At 69.7% G+C, this 22,614-nt stretch carries 20 protein-coding genes; 15 read left to right on the top strand and 5 right to left on the bottom strand.

Features of this window, described 5'->3' with window-relative positions:
* Positions 1-218: 218 nt before the first annotated feature.
* Positions 219-509 carry a hypothetical protein gene (locus ACI78U_RS10330; protein ID WP_456875218.1) on the top strand — a complete coding sequence of 97 codons (291 nt, stop codon included), beginning with the start codon at positions 219-221 and terminating at the stop codon, positions 507-509.
* 536 nt (positions 510-1,045) lie between these two features.
* Here ACI78U_RS10330 and ACI78U_RS10335 read toward each other — a convergent pair.
* Positions 1,046-1,588: an acyltransferase gene (locus ACI78U_RS10335; protein ID WP_456875219.1), complete on the bottom strand. Its 543-nt coding sequence runs from the start codon at positions 1,586-1,588 to the stop codon at positions 1,046-1,048.
* Positions 1,589-1,973: 385 nt separating this feature from the next.
* A complete protein-coding gene (locus ACI78U_RS10340) occupies positions 1,974-3,098 on the bottom strand; it encodes a glycosyltransferase (protein WP_456875220.1) in 1,125 nt (374 codons plus the stop codon).
* 350 nt (positions 3,099-3,448) lie between these two features.
* Here ACI78U_RS10340 and ACI78U_RS10345 point away from each other — a divergent pair, with 350 nt between their 5' ends.
* Together ACI78U_RS10345 and ACI78U_RS10350 are read left to right on the top strand one after the other, a co-directional pair.
* Positions 3,449-4,822: a polysaccharide biosynthesis tyrosine autokinase gene (locus tag ACI78U_RS10345; RefSeq protein WP_456875221.1), complete on the top strand. Its 1,374-nt coding sequence runs from the start codon at positions 3,449-3,451 to the stop codon at positions 4,820-4,822.
* Between the two features lie 83 nt (positions 4,823-4,905).
* Entirely contained in the window at positions 4,906-6,000 is a 1,095-nt protein-coding gene (locus tag ACI78U_RS10350) for a glycosyltransferase family 4 protein (protein WP_456875222.1), read from the top strand.
* Between the two features lie 37 nt (positions 6,001-6,037).
* Here the strand turns inward: ACI78U_RS10350 and ACI78U_RS10355 are convergent, their stop codons facing one another.
* Positions 6,038-7,039, bottom strand: coding sequence for a hypothetical protein (locus tag ACI78U_RS10355; RefSeq protein ID WP_456875223.1), 1,002 nt, complete (start codon positions 7,037-7,039; stop codon positions 6,038-6,040).
* A gap of 444 nt (positions 7,040-7,483) precedes the next feature.
* On the opposite strand from ACI78U_RS10355, the gene ACI78U_RS10360 reads away from it, so the two are divergent.
* Positions 7,484-8,146: an arsenate reductase/protein-tyrosine-phosphatase family protein gene (locus ACI78U_RS10360; protein ID WP_456875224.1), complete on the top strand. Its 663-nt coding sequence runs from the start codon at positions 7,484-7,486 to the stop codon at positions 8,144-8,146.
* Positions 8,147-8,168: 22 nt separating this feature from the next.
* On the opposite strand, the gene ACI78U_RS10365 is transcribed toward ACI78U_RS10360, so the two are convergent.
* Positions 8,169-8,774 carry an arsenate reductase/protein-tyrosine-phosphatase family protein gene (locus ACI78U_RS10365; protein WP_456875225.1) on the bottom strand — a complete coding sequence of 202 codons (606 nt, stop codon included), beginning with the start codon at positions 8,772-8,774 and terminating at the stop codon, positions 8,169-8,171.
* Positions 8,775-9,057: 283 nt separating this feature from the next.
* Here ACI78U_RS10365 and ACI78U_RS10370 point away from each other — a divergent pair, with 283 nt between their 5' ends.
* Both ACI78U_RS10370 and ACI78U_RS10375 read left to right on the top strand, forming a co-directional pair.
* A complete protein-coding gene (locus ACI78U_RS10370; RefSeq protein WP_456875226.1) occupies positions 9,058-9,813 on the top strand; it encodes an SGNH/GDSL hydrolase family protein in 756 nt (251 codons plus the stop codon).
* Positions 9,814-10,106: 293 nt separating this feature from the next.
* Entirely contained in the window at positions 10,107-11,705 is a 1,599-nt protein-coding gene (locus ACI78U_RS10375) for a sugar transferase (protein WP_456875227.1), read from the top strand.
* Positions 11,706-12,221: 516 nt separating this feature from the next.
* Here ACI78U_RS10375 and ACI78U_RS10380 read toward each other — a convergent pair.
* Positions 12,222-13,298 carry an LCP family protein gene (locus ACI78U_RS10380; RefSeq protein WP_456875228.1) on the bottom strand — a complete coding sequence of 359 codons (1,077 nt, stop codon included), beginning with the start codon at positions 13,296-13,298 and terminating at the stop codon, positions 12,222-12,224.
* 216 nt (positions 13,299-13,514) lie between these two features.
* Here ACI78U_RS10380 and rfbB point away from each other — a divergent pair, with 216 nt between their 5' ends.
* From rfbB to ACI78U_RS10425, 9 genes are all read left to right on the top strand, one after another.
* Positions 13,515-14,510 carry a dTDP-glucose 4,6-dehydratase gene (gene rfbB / locus ACI78U_RS10385; protein ID WP_456875229.1) on the top strand — a complete coding sequence of 332 codons (996 nt, stop codon included), beginning with the start codon at positions 13,515-13,517 and terminating at the stop codon, positions 14,508-14,510.
* The gene (locus tag ACI78U_RS10390; protein ID WP_456875230.1) at positions 14,507-15,352 is read left to right on the top strand and encodes an SDR family oxidoreductase; all 846 of its coding nucleotides are present in this window, start codon (positions 14,507-14,509) and stop codon (positions 15,350-15,352) included. The genes rfbB and ACI78U_RS10390 overlap by 4 nt, the downstream gene beginning before the upstream one ends.
* A gap of 277 nt (positions 15,353-15,629) precedes the next feature.
* Positions 15,630-16,952, top strand: a complete 1,323-nt coding sequence (locus ACI78U_RS10395) for a UDP-glucose dehydrogenase family protein (RefSeq protein ID WP_456875231.1) — start codon at positions 15,630-15,632, stop codon at positions 16,950-16,952.
* A gap of 302 nt (positions 16,953-17,254) precedes the next feature.
* Positions 17,255-18,139: an LCP family protein gene (locus tag ACI78U_RS10400; protein WP_456875232.1), complete on the top strand. Its 885-nt coding sequence runs from the start codon at positions 17,255-17,257 to the stop codon at positions 18,137-18,139.
* Positions 18,136-18,387 carry a hypothetical protein gene (locus tag ACI78U_RS10405; RefSeq protein ID WP_456875233.1) on the top strand — a complete coding sequence of 84 codons (252 nt, stop codon included), beginning with the start codon at positions 18,136-18,138 and terminating at the stop codon, positions 18,385-18,387. Before ACI78U_RS10400 ends, ACI78U_RS10405 begins: the two co-directional genes overlap by 4 nt.
* A gap of 161 nt (positions 18,388-18,548) precedes the next feature.
* On the top strand, positions 18,549-19,253 hold the full coding sequence (locus ACI78U_RS10410; RefSeq protein WP_456875234.1) for a sensor histidine kinase: 705 nt from the start codon (positions 18,549-18,551) through the stop codon (positions 19,251-19,253).
* Between the two features lie 7 nt (positions 19,254-19,260).
* Positions 19,261-19,914 (top strand): response regulator, encoded by a 654-nt coding sequence (locus ACI78U_RS10415; protein WP_456875235.1) that lies wholly within the window; start codon positions 19,261-19,263, stop codon positions 19,912-19,914.
* Between the two features lie 43 nt (positions 19,915-19,957).
* Complete coding sequence (locus ACI78U_RS10420; protein WP_456875236.1) at positions 19,958-20,623, top strand: response regulator transcription factor; 666 nt, start codon at positions 19,958-19,960, stop codon at positions 20,621-20,623.
* A 473-nt stretch (positions 20,624-21,096) separates the two neighbouring features.
* Entirely contained in the window at positions 21,097-22,455 is a 1,359-nt protein-coding gene (locus tag ACI78U_RS10425; RefSeq protein WP_456875237.1) for a sugar transferase, read from the top strand.
* Positions 22,456-22,614 lie beyond the last annotated feature (159 nt).

Consider the following 22,614-nt stretch of genomic DNA (forward strand, 5'->3'; position numbering starts at 1 on the left):
GTAGAGGAGCTACGCGATGGGCTGGTGCGGGTCTTTCCTGCTCTATCTCCGTGAGACACCGAGGCCTGCCGCGGTCGATGACTGCTGCCGCACAGCCACCGAGCCACTCGACCAAGCGATGATCGAGGTGGAGCCGAGCGGTGTTGGCCCGCACGAGCGCACTCGATGCCGCAGCGCTCAGCGCAATCGGCTCCCGATAGCGGCCTCTCACTACCGCCGTGATTTCGGAGTTGCGGATCTTGATGTGGACCGCCGGCTCGTTCTTCTATTGTTACTGGCAGCGGCGGCGGATCGATGGGGCGCTGTTGGCGGTGGCTTTCGAGGCCCGTCTGCACGGCGTCCGACCTGCGGGGTCGATGGGGCGGTTCTGGGGCCTGGTGCCGATACCGGAGTCTTCGCTTGCGAGGTATCCGCCACCTGCGCTGATTTCGATGACGAGATCGATGCTTGCGCGACTCCTCGCGCTGAGCAAGCTGCTGTACGGGGGCGGGGTGCTGATGTCGCCGTGAGCCATTCTTAGACCTGCCGTGGGTACAGCCCCTCGTAGAACATGCGTCTGTCGGCCATCGTCGGTAGCCGTCACGGACCTGCTGCGTGGCAAGGAGTCGAGTCCGGTGCGGCAGGGGGCGAATGCACTTCAACTCGGTCCGTGATACCTGCGCCGGCGGGATTGGCACCAGGATGGCCGGGAGCCCGTAGGTACTGACAAAGCAACTGCCGAAATCCCTGAGCCTAGAAATTGCCGTAGGCCAGGCATATCTTGTCGTGACCCCGGGCGGCTGGGACGAACGTCTGTCGATACCGGGCCGCTCGCCGAGTGCCGCATCAACTCAGCTGACGCCACACTCGCGTGTTGGGCACTGGGACACGGCCAGGTCCGACTGGCACACAATATGGCGGAGAGGCTTGCAGGGCACGACCTCTCGCGCCCGCACTAGCGCGAGACTGCGCGGTGTGGCGATCGTCATCGGTCTCAGTCGCATATCCGCAGTACGAGGCCTCGCAGGGGCCCTGCGAGTTGACGGGCTTGCAGCGTAGCGGCGCATCAAGCGTCATGGATCAAGCGGGCAGGCACACCCCCATAGAGCGCGTGCGGCTCGCAGTCCTCGGTCACTACGGCGCCCGCAGCGATGACACAGCCTTCGCCGATGGTCACGCCGGGCAGGATCGTGGCGCGCGCGCCGATCCAGGTTCCGTCGCCAACGACGATGGGTTGAGCCGTGTTGAGCCCGGCGCGTCGACTCCGGTCGCCGGGCTCATGACTACTAGTGGTGAAGAGTACCTGCATTGCGATGTTGCACCGGGCGCCGATAGTGATTGGTGCACTGGTGTTGAAGAAGCAGCCGGTGTTGATGAAGGTCCCTTCGCCGACCGACAGGCGACTACTGCCGATCCACACATCAGGCGAGATTCGGCTCTTGGCGATCTCGAGGCCGTAGGCGCGAAGCAGTCGCCACCGCAGGGGAACTGGCACCAACGGCGATGCCAGCAGGCGATTCAGGACGATGTCCCGGCCTAAGCCTGGCCAGTCCCGCGTGATGGCCTGCGCGAGGGCAGCCCCAGTCGTCATGATGCCCCGTGGCGCCATGGGTGGGACGATACGCGACAGTCTCGCCAGTGACCTCGACGCTCGCTGTTCGGGGCGCTACGTATGTCCGTACGGGACAGCCAAGATGCCCGCAGTGTCGATGTGACCGTAAGGCTGACCCGCTGATGTGGGTCGTGGGTCGGCGTGTCTGTGGTTCTGGCGGCACGAGCATCCAAGAGCGGTAGGTGACCGTCTCGCGCAGTCGGTGCGGATCTGTACTGGCGCTGTTGGGTTGCGTACGCTGGAGATGCGGTACCACCTGCTTCGTTGCCTGACACGACGGCGGAAGTCGTTACGCCTCAGTGGTCGTGGCGACGGGCACTTCGCGTTCCGAAGACGACCTCGGTGCCGGCTGTGCGACTCAATGGTGACGAATGGGGCGGTTTCAGCCATTGACGAGGTGCGACAAGACGGCCTCGTATGCATTGATTACCTCATCCCAACTGTACCTCCTGGCGACGATCTCGTAGCCGCTCTGCATCATCTTAAGTCGACGGCGATTATCGTCATACAGGTCATCGATGAGCGTCGCCAAGTCCTTCGTAGAGTGCGCGTATGTCACCCCATCGGCGCCCAGTACCTCACGGTTGTACGGGGTGTCCAGTGCGATGGTCGGAGCGCCTGCGCCGAGTGCTTGGAGGAGGGCGGGGTTCGTGCCGCCCACCGAGTGGCCGTGCACGTAGAGATTGCAATTCTGCCACAACTGGTTTAGCAGGTCCTGGTCGGAGATGTGCCCCAGCCATCGAACGTGGCTGTTCGTCGCCGTCAATGCGCGGAGCCGCAACTCGATGGACGTCATGCCGGTGCCAGAGCCGACTACAACCACGGGCGGCCTGCGCTCCGATACCCCCACGGCATCCAGGAGCAGGTCGACGTTGTTCTCCGGAACCAGGCGGGCCACTGCCAGGACGTACGAGCCCGGCTCCAGCCCGATTGCGGCTATGCGGTCGTGACCCAGCGGCGGGAGGACGTCCGCGCCGTAGGGGATGAAGCGAGAGTCGCGCCGGTACTCGGACAACCAGTGTGCAGCGATTGCCTTGGCGTCCGCGACGATGACGTCCGCGTAGCGGGCAGTGAGGATCGCGCCCGCTCTGAAGGTGCGCTTCGCGAGCGGCCCCCATTTGGCGCGCAGCCATTCTAGGCCGTCCACGTTGACTGCAGTCGGTATGCCGGCCGCGTGGAGAAGCGGAAGGTAGAAGCCGTTGGCCACATTCAGGACGAGCGCCGCGTCCGCTCGATCGGCCAGCGTGTGCGCCGAGGCTGTGAGTCCGTGGGTGAGCGTGGAGAAGCTCGATCGCTGTGAGCCTCGCGTATGAACCGACCAAACCCCATCGGCGTGGCGTTCTCGACGGGCCAAGTCGTGGGATCGACCGTAGACGGTGACGTGGGCCCCGTTGGCGACCAAGGCCGGCGCAAGGCGCCGCACCAGAGTCTCAAAGCCGCCATAGGTGCTCGGATAGCCCCGGCTACCGATCAGGCTGATTCGGGCGCCGACAAGTGACTGAGTCATACCTGCAGTCTGGGGTACCGCAGGTGCGGCATCACGTCGCCTCGTAGAGGTCGTGCGCTCGCAGTGCCGAGGGTAACCGCAGCTCTCGGCCAGCAACCCCTGGGGCCGGAGGTGCCGAGTCCGTCCTGCGTCTGGAGGAAGGCCTGTTGCTCGCGCGCCTCGCGGTTGCCCCTGTGGCGCTGGGGGGCTTCCCACCGAGGTCCACAGCGGCCTGCTCTGACACACAGCCCTGAGCCCTCACTATGAGTGAGGTGCTTGTCAGCGGTCGTGAGGGACGATGCTCTGACCTATCGTGACCCGTCGTAGCGTGGCGACACCAGTGACGGCCCGTTGATCGAACCGGAGGCCCTGTGCAGTTCAGAGAGGTCTGGGCCGCGCTCAGAGGCGCCTGGTGGCTTCCGCTCATAGGCCTGTTGATTGGGGCCACGGCAGCACTCGCATTCAGCCTGACGCAGACCCGGTTGTACGAGACTTCCACACAGCTGTTCGTGTCGACGACCGACTCTGCGACCGCGTACGAGGCGCTCCAGGGAAGTCAGTTCCTGCAGGAACGCGTGAGCTCGTACGCACAGCTCGTCCAAGGTGAGGAACTGTCAGCAAGAGTCGTCGATGACCTCGACCTCGAGTCGACTCCTGAAGAGGTCTCTTCACAGCTCACCGCCAGTGTCGTCCCGGACACGGTGTTGATCAGCGTCGCCGTCACCGACCCGTCGCCCGAGCGCGCTCGGGACATCGCCAGGGCGATCGGGGTGCACTTCCCGCGACTGGTGGCGGAACTGGAGACCCCCGAGGGTCTGCCAAGCTCACCAGTCAAGGTCACTGTGGTGGATCGCCCAGAACTCCCGGACGTGGCGAGCTCGCCGATGGTCTCGCGCGACGTCGTCATCGGAGGGCTTGCGGGGTTCCTCCTGGGCGCCCTCGTCGCGGTCGCCCGTGCTCGGTTGGACCGAACGATCCGCCAGGCAGAGGAGGCTGCGGAGCTCGCCGAGGCGCCCGTCATCGGTGCGGTCCTGCGGGACGAGTCGCTGGAGCAGCGGCACACCATCGACCGCGGGGTGGGTACCAGAACAGCTGAGGACTACCGGCAGCTGCGTACGAACCTGCAGTTCCTAAACGTCGATGCCCCGCCCACGGTGATCATGGTGACCAGTGCCATGCCCTCGGAGGGCAAGACCACGGCCGTCGTGAACCTCGGGCTGGCCCTGGCCGATGCCGGTCGCAAGGTGACCATCGTCGAGGCCGACCTCCGGCGCCCGAAGGTGACCCGCTACCTCGGCATGGTCGGAGGCGTGGGGTTGACGAACATCCTCGCTGGGTCCGCTGATCTCGATGACGTCCTGCAGTTGTACGGTGACAAGCGCTTGTCCGTGCTCGCATCGGGTCCAACGCCTCCGAACCCTGGGGAACTGCTGGCCTCCAGCCACATGCTCGCGCTCATCGACAAGCTGCGTGCGGAGAACGACTTTGTCCTCGTTGACTCTCCTCCAATCCTGCCGGTGGCGGATTCGACGGGCCTGGCCGTGATGATGGATGGAGTGCTCATCTCCGTCCGGTATGGCAGCACGCGTAAGGAACAGCTACAGCAGGCTTCAGCTGCGCTCCGACAGGTGGGTGCCAAGACGTTGGGAGTGATCCTGAACATCGTCCCGGCCAAGGCCGAGGAAGCAACTGCTTACGGATACGGCCGCAATTACGGCTACGAGGCGCGCCACCTCGAGGCCTAGACGAGACGCGTATAGGCCGGATGGGTGGATGCGACAAGGCATTGTACGTCATGATGAATGTGGCCGTGCACCCTGGTTCCGACATGTACGGCAGCGATCGCGTGTTCCTCGAGAGCGTCGCGGCGATGAGGGAGCCGGTGCTCGCCGTGGTACCGAGCGAGGGTCCCTTGACCAAGGCCTTGACGGCTCGTGGCATCCCCTTTGAGGTGGTCGACTTTCCCGTTCTGCGACGTGTCGAACTGCGGTCGCCGATCGCAGCTATGTGGTTCGCGCTCCGATTTCTGGTGGCGGTGCCGCGGTTGGCGCGGTGGCTGAGGAAGAGAGGCCTGGGTCTCCTCTATGTCAGTACGATCATCGCTCCAGTTTGGATCTACGCCGGCCGCCTAGCCGCTCGTCGTGTGCTCTGCCACGTCCATGAGAACGAGTCCACGATGTCCCGCGTGGCCAGCCGGGTGCTCCTCTGGCCGCTCCGGAGTGTGCATCGGATCATCGCCAACAGTTGCGCGACGCAGGACTGGATCATCGGCTCGACCCATGCGGACACGAAGGCTCGGTGCCGCGTGGTGTACAACGGCGTGGCGGAACCTGCCTCTGTCGGCGCGGCGACATGGCGAGCGCGAGGGCGGAAACGGTTGGTCGTCGTCGGGCGTGTGTCCGAGCGCAAGGGGCAGGACCTCGCCATCAGGGCTACCGCGGAACTGCGTAGTCGGGGCTATGACGTCGGCCTGACCGTCATCGGCGACTGCTTCCCTGGCTATGAGCACGTCCAGACCGTGTACGAGCGACTGGTGCAGGAACTGCACCTCGACCAGTACGTGTCCTTCGAGGGTTATCGGGACCCGAGCGCGTACGTCAAGGGTGCGGACGTCGTCCTGGTCCCGTCGCGCGGTGAGTCCTTCGGGCTCGTCGCGGCAGAGGCACTCATGCTGGGTCGGCCGACCGTCGCCAGCCGCGTCGGAGGCCTGACCGAGGTGATCGCTGACGGGAAGACAGGCCGCCTCGTCGATGTCGATGACCCGATCGCGATCGCGAACGCCGTGGCTGACTTGCTCGACCATCCGGAGGTTGCATCAGCCCTCGGGGAGAAGGGGCGAGCTGACGTGCGGACCCGGTTCTCCGCGACCACCTATGCCGACCGGTTGCGAGAGGCCCTGCAGGCCGGTGACGGGCGGGCCTGACAGGAACTGCCGGCGGACGAGAGGCCGGAAGCATCGATCATCGCCGCGACGTCGGCCAGGTCTGGAACAGCCTCACGATGTCGGATCGGGCGACCCCTGCACGGTCGACCAGTCCGTATTGACTGGGCGGTTCGCCAGGGACCGTGTCAGTGATCGCCCAGGCCAACGCCCCCATGAAGCGCTTGTCCGACCTGACGATCGTCTCTGCCGCTCGGTAGCGCAACGCGCGAGCGGACGAGGGTGCCGTGGTGTTCTCGCCCACCTCTCCGATGAGGACGGGCTTGTCTGCCCATGGTGTCCTCAGGAGTCTGCGGACGTCCGTCGCTGGTTGGGCCGGGGTGTAATAGAGGTGGAAGTCGTAGAAGTCACTGATGTCCTGCAGTCGACGACCACGCGGAGTCACCCAGTCGGCTGCGCCTAGGAGCACCTGCGAGTGTGCGATCGGTGTGGCTGTCACCTGGCGCAGCGCGCTGGTGAGGGCTCGGAGCGTCGCGAAGACGCTCTCCTCGCTCCTACCGGCCGAGACGATGCCTTCGCCGAAGGCCTCGTTCGTGACGTCGATTCCCAGGACGTGGTCATACCGGTCCACGAGCGCGCCCCAGTCCCGGTAGATGTCCTGTGCCTGCTCATCGCTTGTCGATGACCAGTGGCCAAGTCCTCCGCCACACGGGTACACCCATGTCCCTGTGTCGGCGGTGTAGTCGAGGAACTGCTCCCAACGGCCGAGGTACTGCGACAACGAATAGCGGCCGTCTGTTATGCCGCCGATGCCGCCGATGAGCCGGACCGTGTTGCCGCCCAGGGCGGCGAGGGCGTCCACCTGCCACTTGATCCAACCAGCCCAGTCCCAGTTCGCCCACAGGCCCGCCCACGGGGTCGCGTCGACCGTGATGTTGGCGCCACGGATCATCGGAGGACTTGGGGCCTGCTGGTTGCCGCGCTGCGGCGAGCCGCAGGCGGTCGCGGTCACACCCGAGGCCAGAGCGGCCAGGAACACGCGCCGGTCGAGTCGTAGCTCGCTCGGCCGGCGCGCTGCCATGGTCGCCGCTCCTCGACTGTCCGGCATGGTCCCGTTGTCAGTCTGACGCCGATCTCAGTCCGTACACGGGGACGATCTGAGCGCCCAGTGGTCAAGACGGCGGATACGTGCCAGCACGGCAGATGAGCCTCGCAGAACTGCTGTGTGTCGTCGGTGACTCGTCGTCCGTCGCTGACCGATGGGCAAGGACATGTCCATGCTTGTCCATGACGCACCCCTGCACCAGGGCGGCACCGGCGGGGAGCTCGGCAGCCGAATGGAGGTGCCGGGTCCGGTTCGACGATGTCTCGGAGTCGGTGGCTCGGCACCCGGCTCGCCACTCGGAACTGACCGGCGTCCGGAACGTGAGCGCCGGGCTGCGACCGATCGACGTGCGGACCCCTCACCGTGCCGTTGGGACGTGCTCCGCAGGTCAGGGGCTCACGACCGGATCACAATGTCGTGGTGCCCCGCCTCACGACACCCGAGCCGGTCTTCACCGTGCTCCTCGTCTGCACGGGGAACATCTGTCGTTCGGCGCTGGCGGAGCGGCTCGGCCGGGCCTATCTCGACGAGGCGATGGAGGGGTCAGGTGCCGTCCGCCTGATGAGCGCCGGCGTTCGAGCGGTCGTTGGAGCGCCCATGCACCCCAACAGCGCACTCGTCCTTGAGGGCCTGGGCGGGGATCCCGACGGATTCCAGGCGCAGCAATTCGTCGACGACATGGCCATCGACGCAGACCTGACCCTCACCATGACGCGGCAGCACAGGGGGGACGTGCTGTACGGAGCGCCACGCGTTCTGTCGCGGGTCTTCACGCTGCGGGAAGCGGCGGCCCTGGTGGAACTGGTGGGGGAGGACGTCGAGATCCGCGGACCGACGCTCGCCGAGCGGGCGCGCCACCTCGTGCGCGGGCTCGCCGCAGCCAGGCCTCGCCGGCAGAGCGGCTCGTACGACGACGTGGTCGATCCCATCGGCCTGCCGGTGGAGGTGCACCAAGAGGTGGGAGAGGTCATCGCTGCCTCGCTCATCCCCGTCCTCGCCCGCATCGCTGCCCTCCGTCCGACGATGCTGACTAGCGAAGGGAGCAGGGACCAGGACGACGTCGTGCCGTCGCGGCGCGCTTGAGGGGAGGCGCTCCGGCGAGAGGTCAGACCGGTACAGGGACGGGGAGCTGCATCCGCACGCTCGTGAACAGCACCTCGGTGAGCGGACGCAGCGCCGTGGCGATGCTGTCGGCGATCTCCCGGTGCACCGACGCCCGCCGGCCAAAGGGGTCAGCGATGTCGTCGCCGTCTGAGCTGGTGCGCATCGCTCGCGCGGTGTCCAGGCGGAAACTCAGCTCTCGGGGTCGTTCTGCGATCGCGACGAAGGGCAGTCCCCCGAGGTCCGCGCTCCCTAGCAGATCAGTTGTCTCGCTGAGGGTGAAGGTGCGGCGCAACCCTCGCGGCGCCATCTCGAGCACCGACCGTCGCTGCCGGCGCGTCATGGTGATGATCAAGTCGGACGTCTCGGCCAACTCGCGGGTGAGGACCCGCGGGCGGAAGTCCTCCGGGTCGCCGCCTCGCTCCAGGAGAGCGGCGACCGTGTGCGGATCCATGGTGAGGTGGTGCGATGCGACGAGACCGGCACTACTGATGTGGACGTCGGCGACCTCAGGACTCTCGGCGAGCAATTCCCGAGCCCGGGCTCTGGCCAGTCGTTCGGCCAGTGGGGACCGGCACACGTTTCCCGTGCAGACGAAGAGAATGTGCACCAGATGACGCTATGGGGCTCGTGCCCGTACTGACCTGCTCGGGTGCTGTTCCTCACTCAAGCGAGGGAACGACTCGAGCGCGGTGAACTGAGATGAGAAACGTCTGATGGGCGCGACGGCGGTGGTTGCTGCGCACGTGGTGAGCGACCGGATGATCTGAACCCTGCGATGTCTACAGCGCCACGGCCTCCGACCGCGTCGCCTCGGCCGGTCCGGGTAGCTTCCGGGGATGGCGCGGGGGGACCACTGGTGGAACGAGCCGCCGCGGTGGGCGTGGGTCACGATGGTGACTGCCCTGGTCGCGATCGTCGTGATGCTGTCGATCGCAGCCAACCGCACCGGTCCCAGGTCGAGCGACGCCGGGGGAGACAGGACTCCGAGGCCGAGCAGTCCCGCCGAAGTCACTGAGAGCACCGAGCTCTCTGAGTCCCCGGAGTCCTCGGGTGTCGCGCGGATCCTGGTGATCGGCGACAGCGACACGCGGGGGACGGAAGAGGGAGGTCAGGACGACGCAGGGTGGCCCTCGCTGCTCGAACGGGGCACCCCGAACACCGAGATCCAAGTTCTCGCGACCGAGGACGCCGGCTACGTCACGACCACAGGTGACCCGACCCTGGCTGACCTCGTCCGCGACGCCGACCTGACGGACGTCGACATGGTCATCATCTCCGGCAGTCGCTACGACGCGGCCGGAATCGCCGACCGGGTCAGTGCGGCGGCCCAGCAGGTGGTCGACTCGCTCCGGAGCCGGGCACCAGAGGCGACGCTGCTAATCATCGGACCCGCCTGGCCTGGAACCGACCCACCAGCAGGCATCCGCAACAACCGTGACGTCGTCCGCGCTGCCGCGGAGGCCGCCGATGTCACATTTGTCGATCCGTTGACAGAGGGCTGGCTCACTGATGCGCCCGACCTGGTCGGAGCCGATGGCGTTCACCTCACCGACGAGGGGCACGCTTATCTGGCCGACCGGGTCCAGCCCCTCCTCGAGGAGGCGATCGAGGGCCGTGCGGCGGAGTCGACAACACCCGGAGGCTGAGCGGGCCACGCCATCGGGTTCAGACACTTCGTTGGTGTACCCGGCGCCGCGTCGACGTCCTGGCCGGGATCAGGTGCCGTGCCGTTGTCGCCGACGTCAGCAACGCTTGGTATCAACCGCCCTGCCGATCGCTCAGGTCCTGTCAGCCCCCAGGCGGCGCGAAGGGGATCGTCGGCGTTCCGGAGCCGGCTGAGTTTCACTTCGCTCGAAGTCGGACATCGCGTCACCTCAGTGCCACAGGAGAAGCAAGGCGCGTTCCGAGAACGTGGACCTCGTCACCTTTCTCCCATTGCATGCAACCGATAGCCTGTCAGTGGTTTGCGGACGACGACGTCTACGCCGGTCACCCGGCCGGACGCGCCTGCTTCATCAAGTTGCCACGGGGGGCAGCCATCTCCATGCTCGACGTCCGTGACGGATCGGTTCGTCGTGTTTTCCCGCCGGACACCTCCGGGTGGCTGCGGTTTGCGGGGCCGCTCCGTGGCGAGGGGACGGCGGCGCGGCGTCTCTGGCAAGCGAGCTATGTCCGCCGCACCGTCGTGTTCGATGCCATCGCCGCTGGCATCGCCGGCCTCATCGGCTATCTCGTCCGCTTCGCTCCCGACCAGGCAGCAGCAACCTGGGCGTCGGTCTGGCTGGCCGCCTTGCTCCCGCTGGCCTGGGTCGGCGCCATGCTCGTCGCCCGTGCCTACGAGCAGCGATTCCTCTGGGTGGGTCCTGACGAGTTCCGTCGTGTGACCACTGCCGCCGTCGGGATGCTCGCCGCCGTCGGCACTATCTCGTGGGCTCTCGACCTCGATGTTGCCCGCGGGCTCGTCGTCGTCGCGCTCCCCCTGGCCACCGCCCTCACACTCGTGGCTCGCTATGCACAACGGCAGTGGCTGCACAGGGCACGAGGGCGCGGTCGTTATCAGCAGACGACTCTGCTGGTGGGCCACCGCAGCGCCGTCGCCGCTCTCGATGAGCAGATCGAGCGCGAGGCCTATCACGGGTTGCGCGTCGTCGGGTGTTGTCTCCCTGCAGGGCGGGACGCCTTCCAGGGGCTACCCGTCCTCGGTGACATCGAGGAGGTAATAGACGTCGTCCGCCAGTACGAGGTGGACACCGTTGCCGTCCTGCCCTGCCCGGAACTGGACGGGCCCGCGCTGCGCCGGCTGGGCTGGGAGCTCGAGGACACGCAGGCCGAGCTCCTGCTCGCACCGGCTGTCACCGAGATCGTCGGCCCGCGTGTGCGGATCCGCCCAGTCTGTGGGTTGCCGCTGTTGCACATGGAGCGCCCGGAGCTCAAGGGTGTCCGCCGGCTGACGAAGGTGGCATTCGACCGCGCCAGCGCTTCTCTGGGCCTGCTGCTCCTCCTCCCGGTCCTGCTCGCGGTGGCCGCAGCCGTCAGGGTGACCAGTCACGGGCCCGTGCTCTTCAAGCAGGAACGGGTGGGCCGCGATGGGCGGCCGTTCCGTATGCTCAAGTTCCGCACCATGGTCGTAGGGGCTGAGCACATGGTCGACGACCTCGCCGCTCAGACCGACGGCAACGGGGTGCTCTTCAAGAAGAAGGCCGACCCGCGAGTCACTCCAGTCGGGCGGGTGCTCCGGCGGTTCTCGATCGATGAGCTGCCGCAGTTGCTCAACGTCCTCAAGGGGGACATGTCCCTGGTCGGCCCTCGTCCGCCGCTGCAGCGCGAGGTCGAGCAGTACGGCTACGACATGCACCGCCGATTCCTGGTCAAGCCAGGACTCACCGGTCTCTGGCAGGTGAGCGGCCGCTCGGACCTCTCTTGGGACGACTCGGTGCGCATCGACGTCCGGTACGTCGAGAACTGGTCGCTGACGTTCGACTTCATGATTCTCTGGAAGACGGTCGGCGCTGTGCTCCGTGGCTCCGGGGCCTACTGAGCTCAGGCCACCGCAACGACTGCGACCCGGGCTCCAGCGAAGGTGTCCTCAAGGTGCCAGCCCAGCCGCCGGAGGACCACACCGTGGAAATCGGGACCGGGCAGGGGCCGTAGGCCCCGAACACGTCGAACCAGATCCAGTAGCCGACGAGTCCCGGCGAGCGTGGCGACGACAGCGTCCAGCGCCGAGGTGCGCCAGACGTACCGCTGGCGCCACGCCCGCCGGGCCGCGGTCACCTCCCCCGCATGCCGGGAGCAAACAGCTGCCGGCTGTGCGGCAGTGGCGGCACGCACGGACTTCTCTGGTCTCAGACATGTCGTACTACTCCCCGTTGGCCCCGTGTACGGCGGATCCCGGAACTGCAGGTCACGCCCGTGTCGTCGCGCCACGGAGCCCGCGGCCTCACCACTCCCGGGGCCCGCGGGACCGCCGGACGGACGCGCCCCGACCGGCAGCGAGCCGTGCCGATAGGGAAGGGCGGGTCGGGTCGGGCGGCATCCGGCCGTCAGCCGGGGTTCAGCGGGGGACGTCGGGGAGTGACTGCGAGCCGAACTCGTCGGCGTTCTGCGAGAGGGAGTCGTTGCGCAGGTAGCCCCACATCCGCTCGCCGGTGACCTCGTCGAGATAGACCACGCTGGCCGACCCCTCGGTGCCGGTGCCCAGCACGGGGGCGGTGAAGGACTCGACGTCCTCTGGCCGGAGGTCGCGCAGTGAGTACGCCAGCCCCAGCAGGTCGCTGTTGGCGAGGGTGTCGTCGACGGCGACCGCGCTGGTGATCGCGAGCAGGGCGGCGTCGAGCCGGCCGGGGTCGGTGAGCGTCCCGGAGTCGAACAGCTGGGTGAAGACCGCCTCGAGGTACTGCTGCTGCCGGCGGACGCGGTCGAAGTCGCCGCCCTCCAGGCCGTACCGCTGCCCGAGGTACCAGCGCGCCTCGTCACCGTCGAGGTGGTTGACACCCGCCTCGAAGGTGTAGGGCCCGTTGCTGGTGGTCTCGGCGACGACGACGTCGACCCCGCCGAGATCGTCGGTGACCTGGACGATGCCCTCGAAGTCGATGGCGACGTAGTGGTCGATGCGGACCTGGGTGACCTGTTCCACGGTCTGGATCAGCAGGCTGGGCCCGCCGAAGGCGTACGCAGCGTTGATCTTGTCCATGCCGTGGCCGGGGATCTCGACCCACGAGTCGCGCGGGATGGAGACCAGCTGCGCGTGCCGCCGGTCGGCCGAGAACCGGGCGATCATGATGGCGTCGGAGCGGCCGCCGGCGGCGACGCCCTCGTCCGCGGAGCCGCGGCTGTCGGTGCCCACGAGCAGGAAGGTGACCGGTGCTGCGCCGGCGGCCTCGGCAGGCGTGGCGGGAGCGGGCCGTGCTCCCTCGTCGAGGCTCGTGAAGACGTCGGAGACCCGGTCGATGTTGCCTGCGTAGCGGTCGGTGAGGTACCACAGGCCCCCACCCACCACCGCCACCAGGACGACGAGCAGCACGACCAGTGCGGTGAGGAACCGGCGCACGCCCCGCCGACGACGCCGTGGCGCCGCGGGTGCGGCCGGTTCGTCGAGCAGCGTCGACCCGTCTCCTGTCTCCCTGCTCATCTTCACCCCCGTGACGACCGGCCCCCGGCGAGGCTAGGCGCAGGTCGGTGACCTGCTCACTCGCCCCCCTCGGACGGGTGAGGGGGATGTGGGGCGCGGCCGGCCCCGCGCATGCTGCCCCGGACGGGACGAGGGCCGTCGGACTGGGCTGCCCGGGCGTCCGGCAGGATCACGACCGGCCTCCGGGGAGGTGGCCGAGACGACGGAGGAGGGCGCGTGCGCCTGCTCGTGACCGGCGGTGCCGGCTTCATCGGTGCCAACTTCGTGCACCAGACCGTGCGGGACCACCCCGAGCACGAGGTGACCGTCCTCGACGCGCTCACCTACGCGGGGAACGAGGCCTCGCTGGCCGGCGTGCGCGGGTCGATCACCTTCGTGCGCGGCTCGGTCACCGACGCGGCGCTCGTCGACGACCTGGTCCGCGGTAGCGACGCCGTCGTCCACTTCGCCGCGGAGAGCCACAACGACAACTCGTTGGCCGACCCCGCGCCGTTCCTGCAGACCAACGTCGTCGGCACCTACACGCTGCTGGAGGCCGTGCGCCGGCACGACGTCCGGTTCCACCACGTCTCCACCGACGAGGTCTACGGCGACCTCGAGCTCGACGACCCGCAGCGGTTCACCCCCGAGACGCCGTACAACCCGTCGAGCCCGTACAGCTCGACGAAGGCGGCCTCCGACCTGCTGGTGCGCGCGTGGGTGCGGTCCTACGGGGTGCGGGCGACCATCTCCAACTGCTCGAACAACTACGGCCCCTACCAGCACGTCGAGAAGTTCATCCCGCGGCAGATCACCAACGTGCTGGCCGGCCGGCGGCCGCGGCTCTACGGCGCCGGCCACAACGTGCGCGACTGGATCCACGTCGAGGACCACAACACCGCGGTGCACGACGTCCTGGAGCGGGGCCGGACCGGCCACACCTACCTCATCGGTGCCGACGGCGAGGTGGACAACCGCACCGTGCTGGCCACGATCCTCGAGCTGATGGGGCAGCCCGCCGACGCGTTCGACTCGGTCACCGACCGCGCCGGGCACGACCTGCGCTACGCCATCGACGCCACCAAGCTGCGCGAGGAGCTGGGCTGGCGGCCGCGGTACACCGACTTCCGCGACGGCCTGGCCGCCACGATCGCCTGGTACCGGGACAACGAGGACTGGTGGCGCCCGCTCAAGGAGCAGGTGGAGGCGGCCTACGCCGCGCGCGGCCAGTGACGGCCGTCGTCCTCGGCGCCCGGGGTCAGGTCGGCCGCGCGCTGACCCGCCGGTTCCCCGGGGCCCGGGCGCTCGACCGGACGGCGCTGGACCTCGCCGACCCGGCCGCCGTCGCCGCGCACGACTGGTCCGGGGTCGACCTGCTGCTCAACGCCGCCGCGTACACGCAGGTCGACGCGGCGGAGGACCCCGCCGAGCTGCCTCTGGTGCGGGCGGTCAACGTCGACGGCGTGGGCGCACTCGCCCGGGTCGCGCGCGACCGCGGGGCCACGCTGGTGCACTTCTCCAGCGAGTACGTCTTCGACGGCTCCGCCCGCGGGCCGATCCCCGAGGACGCCCCCGTCCGCCCGCTGAGCGTCTACGGGCGGAGCAAGGCCGACGGCGACCGGCTCGTCACCGCCGTCGACCGGCACCTGCTGGTCCGCACCACCTGGGTCGTGGGGGAGGGGCGCAACTTCGTGCGCACGATGGCCGACCTCGCCGACCGCGGGGTCAGCCCGTCCGTCGTCGACGACCAGGTCGGCCGGCTCACCTTCGCAGAGGACCTCGCCGCCGCCGTCGGGTGCCTCCTCGAGGCCGGGGCCTCCGGCACCTACAACGTCACCTGCGCCGGGCCACCGGCCTCCTGGGCCGACGTCGCCGAGGTCGTCTTCGCCGCTCGCGGGCGCGACCCCCGCGACGTCCGCCGGGTCGGCACCGCCGAGTACCTCGCCGACAAGCCCGGCGCCGCGCCGCGGCCGCTCAACAGCGTCCTCGACCTCGCCCGGCTCGAGGCCACCGGGTTCCGGCCGCGGGACTGGCGCACCGCCCTCGACGCGTACCTGTCCGAGCTGCCCGTCTGAACCATCGGGCGCCAGATCGCGCGGTCCGGCACCATGGCGACGTGCCCCCGCTCCCGCCCGTCGAGCCCGAGCACCCGGTCGTCCGCCGGCGCTTCCACTGCCATCGGTTCCGCTGGGTGAGGGAGGACCCCTTCAGCGGTGCCAGCCTGTATGCGTGCCGGTGTGGGATGGTCCTGCCGGCTCCCTGAGCAGATCACCGGACCGGGATCTCCACGCCCGCCGCCCGCCGTGCCATGGTGCACTCCGCTGCTGAAGTGTCCGACGGGAGGGGACGGCGATGCGCATCTCGGTCATCGGCTGCGGTTACCTGGGAGCGGTGCACGCGGCGTCCATGGCCGAACTCGGGCACGAGGTGGTCGGCGTCGACGTCGACGAGCCGAAGATCGCGGCGCTGCGCGACGCGCGCGCGCCGTTCTACGAGCCCGGGTTCGAGGAACTGCTGCAGCGCACCCTCGGCACCGGCCGGCTGACGTTCACCACCGACGTCGCGGACGCGACCGGCGCGCAGGTGCACTTCGTGTGCGTCGGGACCCCGCAGAAGCGGGGGGAGTACGCCGCCGACATGCGCTACGTCGAGGCCGCCGTCGAGTCGCTGCTGCAGATCCTGCAGCCCGGCGAGCTCGTCGTCGGCAAGTCCACCGTGCCGGTGGGCACGGCGGCACGGCTGGCCGAGCTGGTGGGGGAGAAGGTGCCCGGCGCGCTCCTGGCGTGGAACCCCGAGTTCCTCCGCGAGGGCTTCGCGGTCCAGGACACCCTGCACCCCGACCGGCTGGTGTACGGCCTGCCCGCCGACGGTGACGGCGACACCGCCGAGCACCTCCTCGACGAGGTGTACCGGCCGATCGTCGATCGCGGCACCCCCAAGGTCACCAGCGACTACGCCACCGCGGAGATGGTCAAGACCGCGGCCAACAGCTTCCTCGCCACGAAGATCTCCTTCATCAACGCCATGGCCGAGCTGTGCGAGGCCACCGGCGCCGACGTCAAGCTGCTCGCCGATGCCATCGGCTACGACGACCGGATCGGCCGGAAGTTCCTCAACGCGGGTCTCGGCTTCGGCGGAGGCTGCCTGCCGAAGGACATCCGCGCCTTCATGGCCCGCGCCGGCGAGCTGGGCGCCGACCAGGCGCTGACGTTCCTCCGCGAGGTCGACAACATCAACATGCGCCGCCGCATCCGGATGGTGGAGCTCGCCCGCGAGGTCCTCGACGGCTCGCTCCTCGGCAAGCGGGTCGCGGTGCTGGGCGCGGCGTTCAAGCCCGACTCCGACGACATCCGCGACTCCCCGGCGCTCAACGTGGCCGCGCAGCTGCAGCTGCAGGGTGCTGTTGTGCGGGTCACCGACCCCGCCGCGATCGACAACAGCCGCCGCGAGTGGCCGCAGCTCGACTACGCGCAGACGCCGGAGGAGGCCGCCGAGGGGGCCGACGCGGTCCTCGTGCTCACCGAGTGGCAGCAGTACCGCGCACTCGACCCGGTGTCCTTCGGACGGCTGGTCCGCCAGAAGCGGGTCCTCGACGGGCGGAACGCCCTCGACCGCGAGGCCTGGACCGCCGCCGGCTGGACCTATCGCGCCCTGGGCCGCCGCGCCGGGAGCTGAGGTCCCGGGACGCGGAGCGGCTCGGCGCGGACGGGGTGCCCATTCCTCGTCCGAACGGGTGAAGATGCCCCATGGCCGGGAACCTCCCCAGTGACCCCCGTGGCACCGCGCCGGGAGAGGGGGAGGACCCGCCGGGGTCGGAGACCGGGCCCCGGACCGCGGCGGTGCTGCGTCCTCCGGTCACCCACCACCGGAGCGGGCTCGACCGGCGCCCAGGCCCGTCCCAGTGGGCACCCCCGCGTCCCGTCCGACCGCGCCGCCCCGCGCCGCGGCGCCGGAGCCCCCAGACGGCCTTCCTCCTCATGGTCATCGGGATCTTCGTCGTCGCCAGCGGGCTCGCGATCGCCGCGGCGACCTGGACGACCCAGCACATCGACCGCGCCCTGACCCGCGTCCCCGACGTCTTCCCGACCGGGGAGCGCCCCGCGCCGGTGGGGGAGGGCTTGACGTTCCTGCTCGTCGGCAGGGACCCCGAAGCGGTGACGAGCCGGGACTCGCTCGCGGACTCGGTGATGCTCGTCCGCGTCACCGGCAGCCGGACCGAGGCCCAGGCGGTCTACCTGCCGGTGTACGCCGCGGCGGAGCCCGGCGGCCCGACGCTGGGCCGCGTCTTCGGCGACGGCGGTCCGCCCCGCCTCATCGGCGCCGTCGAGCAGCTCACCGGTGTCCGGGTCGACCACTACGCGGAGGTGGACTTCGAGGGGTTCGAGACGGTCACCGACGCACTGGGCGGCGTGGACGTCGACGTGCCGGAGCGGTACGTCAATGACGGCCAGGTCTTCGACGCGGGCCGCCAGCACCTCGACGGGGCCGCGGCTCTCGCCTACGTGCGCGATGCCGGGCAAGGGAGCGAGGACACCTCGGAGGAGCGGCAGCAGCTCGTGCTGAGGGGCTTGTTCGAGCGCATGAGCGACCAGGGCATGTTCACCGACATCGGGCGGCTCACCTCGACCCTCGAGTCCCTGGCCCGCGCGGTCAGCATCGACGACACCCTCAGCGACGTCGACCTGGTGCAACTCGTGTGGAGCCTCCGCTCCCTGTCCGAACCGGAGTTCCTGACCGCCCCCGTGACGGGCGACCCCGTCGGCCCGGGGGGGACCGTGACCTTCGACGAGACCCGCGCCGGACCGCTGTGGCAGTACCTGCGCGAGGACCGCCTCGGCGACCACCTGGACGAGTTCGCATGAGGAACACCACCGCTGCGCTCCGACCGCGTCGGCTCTGGCTGACGGTGCCGCTCTACGCCGTCCTGCTCGCGGTGATGGTGGCCGACGTGTGGGCGGCGTCCTTCTGGCTGGCCGTCGGGGGGTCCCTCGGACTCACGCTCGCCGGTGCGGCGGTCGTCGTCGTCGTCGTGCTGGCGGTCCTGCTGCTCACGGACCTGCGTCGACAACGGCGCCTGCACCGGCTGGCCGCCGTACAGCCGGCCGACTGATGCACCCGGCACGGCAGCCTCCGTGGGAGGGGGACCTGCCGGGACTTTCGTGGCCTCCCGCTCGTCAGCGTCTGTTCACCCGACCGTCACCCACCTACCGTGGCCGTCACGCCGGACGTGCGGCGGGGGCCCACGGGACGCAGTCGGTGGAGGAGGTCTCCATGGCAGGGGGCTCAGAGCATGACGATGAGGGCACGGGAGGGGAGTCGATCGCGGCTCTGAGGTCGTCGGGGCTCCTCCTGCACGAGATCCGGCAGCCACTGGCTGCCGTCTTCGCGCTCGCGGAGGCGGCCCGGAGCCGTCCGGGCGTGCCCGCGGACGTCGACCGGTACCTGGAGCGGATCGTCGAACAGACCCGGGAGATCGCCGACGCGGTGACGAGCGTGCTCGACCGACGGGCGACCGACACCGGGCCCGTGGACCTCGACGAGGTCGTGGACTCGGTCCTCTCCGCCTTCGCGCACACCTGGAGCGGGACGCTGAGCCGGCGAGGAGCGCGGAGGGACCTGGTGGTCCACGGGGACCGGGCGACCGTGCGGCGCTGCCTGGTGAACGTCGTCGACAACGCCGTCCGGGCTGCCGGACCGCGGGGTTCGGTCACCGTGACCGTCCGTCGTGACGCGACGTCGGTCCGGGTCCTCGTCGAGGACGACGGGCCCGGGTTCGGGTTCGTGCCCGGTGGCTCGGGACTCGGGCTGCCCGTCACCCGCCAGGAGGTGGAGGCGATGGGTGGCCGCCTCGCCACCGGGCTGCCGTCCTCCCACGGCGGCGGTCGCGTCGCCATCTCGCTGCCGCTCAGGCCGACCTCCCGTCACCGCTCCACAGGCTCGACCGAGGCGCCCGGGCGACCTCTCCGGCACGGCTGAGGCTCCCGTGCGACTCCTGCTGTGCGACGACCACCGGCTGTTCGCGGAGGCGATGGCCACGGCCCTCGAGAGCCGAGGGCACCAGGTCGTCGTGACGACATCGCTCGCCGAGGCGCTGCACGCGGTGGACGAGGAGGAGCCGGACGTCTGCCTGGTCGACCTGCGCTTCCCCGACGGCGGCGGTGCGCACGTCGTCGCCGCTCTGCGCGCCGGCCGCCCGTCCCGCCGGATCGTCGTCCTCTCGGGCTCGGGCGGTGCCGACGACGTCGCCGCGTCCATCGCCGCCGGTGCGGTCGGCTTCCTCGACAAGGCGCAACCGGTCACCGAGGTCTTCTCCGCCCTCGACCGGGTCGCGGCCGGGGAGCCGCTGCCGCGGCCTCCGCGTCCGTTCCCGGACGCCTCCCCCGACCGGGCCTCTCCCGACGAGGCTCCTGCCAACGGGGTGGGCGTGCGCCGACTCCTCGACGTGCTCACCCCTCGGGAGCGGGAGGTGCTCGACCTCATGGTGGCCGCCGAAGACACGGCCGGGATCGCCCGGGCGCTCCGGGTGGCGCCCAGCACCGCTCGCACCCACCTGCAGAACGTGATGCTGAAGCTGGGTGTCCACAGCCGCCTGGAAGCCGTCGCTCTGGTCGCGGGTGTGTCCGCCCGTGAGGGTTGAGACCCGGATCGGACGAGATGCCACGCCCGAGTGGCTCGACCCCGTGGCGGATGGGGGCCCGTCAGCGAGGACGCGCCTGCTCCTGGCAGACCACCACCGGTCCTTCGTCCAGGCACTGGCCATCCGGCTGGACCAGGAGCCCGACCTCGAGGTCGTCGCGGCAGTGACGGATGCCCAGGAGGTGCTGGAGTTCGCTGACGGCCGGCTCATCGACATCGCGGTGCTGGACGTGGCGGAGCCGGGTGGGTTCCTCGAGGCGAGCGATCGGCTACGGGTGGCCAGGCCGCAGGTCCACCTGGTCGCCGTCGCGGCGGACGACGACGTGGCCGTCCTGGCGCGGGCGGTCCGTCAGGGCTTCCGCGCCTGGGTGTCGAAGGAGCTCGGGGTCGCCGCGCTGCTCGACGGCCTGCGGGTCGTCCGACGCGGCGGGACGGTCATCCCGCCCGTGCTGCTCACCCGCCTGCTGACGCACCTCCTGGACGAGCAGGAGAAGCAGCGGAACGCGGACGTGCTGCTCACCCTGCTCACCTCCCGTGAGATACAGGTGCTCCGGGCGATGACCCGTGGCCTCCCCCGTTACGAGATCGCGGCCGAACTCGGCATCTCCCTGAACACGGTGCGGACCCACGTCCAGGGCATCCTCGCCAAGTTGGACGTCAACACGTCACTCGCCGCCGTGGCCCTGGCACGCCGTGCGGGCATGGGCTGACCTGGACGGAGAGCCCCTGGGCGGTCACAGCACGCTCCGACATCCGGAGAGTCGGCCAGCGTCTACGACATCCTGCGTAGGCCGGTTCGTCCCTGTGACGGATTCACCCGGAAGGAGCCGCGGTCCTAACGTCCCCTCCGCAAGACGGCGCGCCGCAGCGTCGGGGGCACGAAGGCGGGGGGACCCATGCACGCCGTGGCCAGGGCCGAGGAGACACCGACGCCCACTCGAGCCGGCGGGCTCCCGTCGCCGCGCTGCTGATGTTCGGGCACGGAACCCTGGCGGCCGGCGAGGACCGGACGCGGACGGGCGCGGGCGCGGCGAGCGAACGACGTCCGCACGGCACCCTCCCGAGCAGCAACCGCCTCCACCTGCTCTACACCTCGCGTCTGCTGTCCTACCCCGTCTCGACGGACCCCGGCGAGAGCGTGAGGCCGGCCGGGACCGGGGACGCAGATCCGTCCCCGGTCGCCATGGACGTCCGGGAGGCGACGCCGCAACGTCCGGTCGGCCGCGGCCTCGTCGTGCCGGTCGCCCTGGTGGCCGCGGACCTCGTCGCGTTCGCGGCCGCAGTGGCCCTGACCTCCAGGCCGGGCGTCAAGACCCTGGCCCTGCTGGCGATCATCGTGGTGCTCTTCCACACCGGTGGCCTCTACCGCTCGCGGTTGTCACTGTCGGTGCTCGACGACCTCCCGGCGATCATGGGGCGCGCCCTCGCCGCCGGTGCCGCTGCCATGGTCCTGGGCGGTCTCGACGATGGCGTCGCCGGTACGGCCCGGCTGGCCACGAGCGCCGTGTTCGGACTCCTGGCTCTGGGGACCCGGGTCGTGGCCTACACCGCGATCCGGGTCGCCCGGCGCCGCGGATCCCTCCGTCGCCGCACCCTGCTGCTCGGCGCCGGCAGCGTGTCGGGAGCGCTGGCGAGCAACCTGCTGTCCCACCCCGAGTACGGCCTGCTCCCGGTCGGGATGCTGGACGATGCGCCGTTGCTCCTCGAGGACGAGCGCGCCGTCCCCCTGCTCGGCGGCTACGCAGACCTCACCCGGGTGCTGCGCGCGCACCAGGTCGACGTGGTGATCGTCACCTACGGGTCCCTGCGGGAACCCGCGGTCGTGCCACTGCTGCGCGCCTGCGACCGGCTGACCTGCGAGATCTACTTCGTCCCCCGCCTGTACGAGGTGCACGCCGTCACCCGGGACACCGAGGTGTTGTGGGGCGTTCCTCTGGTCCGGATGCGGCGGGCGCCCTTCCGGACCGGGGCGTGGACGGCCAAGCGGCTCAGCGACCTGGTCATCTCGGCCGTCGCGCTGGTGGCACTGCTCCCCGTCCTGCTGATCTGTGCGGCCCTCAGTCGATGGGCGACCGGCTCCGTCCTCTTCCGCCAGACGCGCGTGGGTCTCGACGGGCGGCCGTTCACCTTGTTGAAGTTCTGCTCGATGCGGCCGGCGGCTGAGTCCGAGGGGAGCACGCGCTGGTCCATCGCAGAGGACGGGCGCGTCGGGCGGGTGGGGCGGTTCCTGCGGCGCACGTCGCTCGACGAACTGCCGCAGCTGGTCAACGTCTTCCGTGGCGACATGAGCCTGGTCGGCCCGCGTCCGGAGCGTCCCTTCTTCGTCGACGAGTTCACCCGCCGCTATCCCTGGTACACGGCCCGCCACCGCGTACCCGCGGGACTGACGGGCTGGGCCCAGGTCCACGGCCTCCGGGGTGACACGTCGATCGCGGACAGGGCCCGCTTCGACAACTTCTACATCGAGAACTGGTCTCTGTGGGGAGACTTGAAGATCATCATCCGGACCGCCGCGCAGGTGCTGACCGCAGCCGGTCGATGACGCGTCGTCAGGGCGCGGACGGATCCGCACGCGAGAGCTCCGGACCCGCACAGAAAAGGTCCGGATCCGCTCGTCGCGTGGTTGTCCTGGCGTCCCGGGGCTGCTTACGTGTGCGGCCAACCGGAACGGGGTGAGCCTCGTCGACACGAGCTATCCGGG

The organism is Geodermatophilus sp. SYSU D00710 (genome assembly GCF_054050195.1).